This is a genomic window from Rhodopseudomonas sp. B29, from assembly GCF_000333455.1.
GTDB lineage: Bacteria > Pseudomonadota > Alphaproteobacteria > Rhizobiales > Xanthobacteraceae > Rhodopseudomonas.
The window spans coordinates 1-2,508 of the sequence record NZ_BADD01000625.1 but is presented as its reverse complement, the minus strand read 5'-3'; the positions used below and the strand labels follow the sequence as shown (position 1 = coordinate 2,508).

Annotated in this window: 3 protein-coding genes; all 3 read left to right on the top strand. The window is 64.6% G+C overall.

Annotated elements, in window-relative coordinates; all coding sequences use genetic code 11:
- A partial coding sequence (locus I5M_RS34280) for a hypothetical protein (RefSeq protein ID WP_148287942.1) occupies window positions 1–67 on the top strand: 67 nt, incomplete at its 5' end.
- A gap of 196 nt (window positions 68–263) precedes the next feature.
- Window positions 264–953, top strand: a complete 690-nt coding sequence (urtE, locus tag I5M_RS22595; RefSeq protein ID WP_022723483.1) for an urea ABC transporter ATP-binding subunit UrtE — start codon at window positions 264–266, stop codon at window positions 951–953.
- 38 nt (window positions 954–991) lie between these two features.
- Window positions 992–2,221, top strand: coding sequence for a formamidase (gene fmdA / locus I5M_RS22590; protein WP_022723482.1), 1,230 nt, complete (start codon window positions 992–994; stop codon window positions 2,219–2,221).
- The last annotated feature ends 287 nt before the right edge of the window (window positions 2,222–2,508 follow it).

The following is a 2,508-nucleotide window of genomic DNA, read 5'->3' as shown; positions in this document are numbered from 1 at the left end:
CTCCGAAGGCACCATGGAGGCGGTGAAGAACGACCCCAAGGTCGTCGAAGTCTATCTGGGACATTGAGCATGATGGTGTCCGCCCCGATCGCAGCTTCACCTCTCCCCGCGCGCGGGGAGAGGTCGACGCGCGCCAGCGCGGCGGGTGAGGGGGCGCCTCACCGCGGCCGAGCCTCTCCGACTCGCGGAGGCGCCCCCTCACCCCAGCCCTCTCCCCGCAAGCGGGGACAGGGAGCTCATCGTCACGGCTAGAGGAGACCCCGATGTTCGCAATCAACGATCTGCACGTCGCCTACGGCCAGAGCGAGGTGCTGCACGGCCTCAACATCAATGTCGCGCCCAACGAGATCGTTGCCATCATGGGCCGCAACGGCATGGGCAAAACCACGCTGATGAAGTCGCTGATGGGCATCGTCCCGCAGCGTAGCGGGTCGATCGCCATGGAGGGCACCGAGCTCGGCGGGCTGAAGAGCTACGAGCGCGTCGCCAAGGGGCTCGCCTACGTGCCGCAGGGCCGCATGATCTTCTCGACCATGACGGTGAAGGAGAACATCGAGACCGGCCTCGTGGTGTCCGGTGAGAAGAACGTGCCGGGAGATCTCTACGAGCTGTTCCCGGTGCTGCTCGAGATGAAGGGCCGCCGCGGTGGTAATCTGTCCGGCGGTCAGCAGCAGCAACTGGCGATCGCCCGTGCGCTGGCCACCAAGCCGAAGGTTCTGCTGCTCGACGAGCCGACCGAGGGCATCCAGCCGTCGATCATCAAGGACATGGCGCGGACCCTCAAGCGAATCCGCGACACCAAGGGCCTGTCGATCATCGTCTCCGAACAGGTACTGAGCTTCGCGCTCGACGTCGCCGACCGGGTGCTGGTGATCGAGAACGGCGAGATCGTCCGCGATGAGGCGCGCGACAGCGTCGATGAGGCGCAAGTCGCCAAATATCTGTCCGTGTAAGTCCAACTAAGTCCACTGATCCACAAGGGGAGCTACCGATGCCAGAGACACTGATCAAGGTCGATCTCACGCAGTCCGCCTACGACAACGAGATGGTCCACAACCGCTGGCACCCGGACATTCCGATGGCGGCGTGGGTCAATCCCGGCGACGACTTCATCGTCGAGACTTACGATTGGACCGGCGGCTTCATCAAGAACAACGACAGCGCCGACGACGTCCGTGACATCGACCTGTCGATCGTGCACTTCCTGTCCGGCCCGATCGGCGTCAAGGGCGCCGAGCCGGGTGACCTTCTCGTCGTCGACCTGCTCGACGTCGGCCCGATGAAGGAGAGCCTTTGGGGCTTCAACGGCTTCTTCTCCAAGCAGAACGGCGGCGGCTTCCTCACCGATCACTTCCCGCTGGCGCAGAAGTCGATCTGGGACTTCAAGGGCATGTATACCTCGTCGCGCCACATCCCGGGCGTGAACTTCGCCGGACTGATCCACCCCGGCCTGATCGGCTGTCTGCCCGATCCGAAGCTGCTGTCGACCTGGAACGAGCGTGAGACCGCGCTGATCGCCACCAACCCGACGCGCGTGCCGGGCCTCGCCAATCCGCCGTTCGGCCCGACCGCCCACATGGGCAAGCTCAAGGGTGACGCCAAGGCCAAGGCCGGCGCCGAGGGTGCCCGCACCGTGCCGCCGCGCGAACACGGCGGCAACTGCGACATCAAGGACCTGTCGCGCGGCTCGAAGATCTACTTCCCGGTCTACGTGCCGGGCGGCGGCCTGTCGATGGGCGACCTGCACTTCAGCCAGGGCGACGGCGAAATCACCTTCTGCGGCGCCATCGAGATGGCCGGCTGGCTGCACATCAAGGTCGATATCATCAAGGACGGCGTGTCGAAATACGGCATCAAGAACCCGATCTTCAAGCCGTCGCCGGTGACGCCGAACTACAAGGACTACCTGATCTTCGAGGGCATCTCGGTCGACGAGCAGGGCCAGCAGCACTATCTCGACGTCACCGTCGCTTATCGCCAGGCCTGCCTCAACGCCATCGAGTATCTGAAGAAGTTCGGCTACTCGGGCGCCCAGGCCTATTCGATCCTCGGCACCGCGCCGGTGCAGGGCCACATCTCCGGCGTCGTCGACGTCCCCAACGCCTGCGCCACGCTTTGGCTGCCGACCGAGATCTTCGACTTCGACATGATGCCGTCGTCGGCCGGCCCGGTGAAGGCCATCAAGGGCGGCATCGACATGCCGATCTCGCCGGATAAGTAACGAGAACGTCGTCATTGCGAGCGAAGCGAAGCAATCCAGCACCGTGAACTGAGCTGGATTGCTTCGTCGCGGAGCCTGTACTCGGACGACGCGAAGCGTCGGTCCGGGTGCTCCTCGCAATGACGGCCTAGATCTCCCTGCGCGACGGGGGGCGGGACGGGGCGTATTTCCGCCCCGCTCCCTCGCGGGGGGCGGACAGAATCGTCAGCGCAAGGGAAAACGACGATGCCAGTCTATGAATACATGTGCGACGCCCGCGGGCCGTTCCCCGATCTGCGGCCGATGGC